Below are 291 nucleotides of genomic sequence, written 5' to 3' on the forward strand. Positions count from 1 at the left end.
CGTATTAATACGCTTACACAGCTCTTTTGCCAGATCGATATCAAAACCGACCAATTCTCCCTGCGCATTCTTCGATTCGAAGGGAGCATAAGTCGGATCGGTACCGATACGAATTTTTTGCGGGATGGCGGCAAAGACCGTGGAAACGCTGGAAAGGGCCAGCGCTAAAGAGAGATACAACGCCAGTTTTTTCATAACTATCCTCGACAGACTGTCATTCTAACGGGTTTATTAGAACTATTTACGCCAGTTATCGTGCCATTATTCGCCCCTTAAGGGCAAAGATTTATG

Annotated in this window: 1 protein-coding gene; it reads right to left on the reverse strand. The window is 45.4% G+C overall.

What is annotated here, in order from left to right:
* Positions 1–195, reverse strand: a 195-nt coding sequence (locus ACSIPU_RS31110; protein ID WP_435322554.1) for a transporter substrate-binding domain-containing protein, incomplete at its 3' end; no start/stop codon positions are given.
* Positions 196–291 lie beyond the last annotated feature (96 nt).

Source organism: Klebsiella sp. HN106, from assembly GCF_051209435.1.
GTDB classification, from domain to species: Bacteria; Pseudomonadota; Gammaproteobacteria; order Enterobacterales; family Enterobacteriaceae; genus Klebsiella; species Klebsiella oxytoca.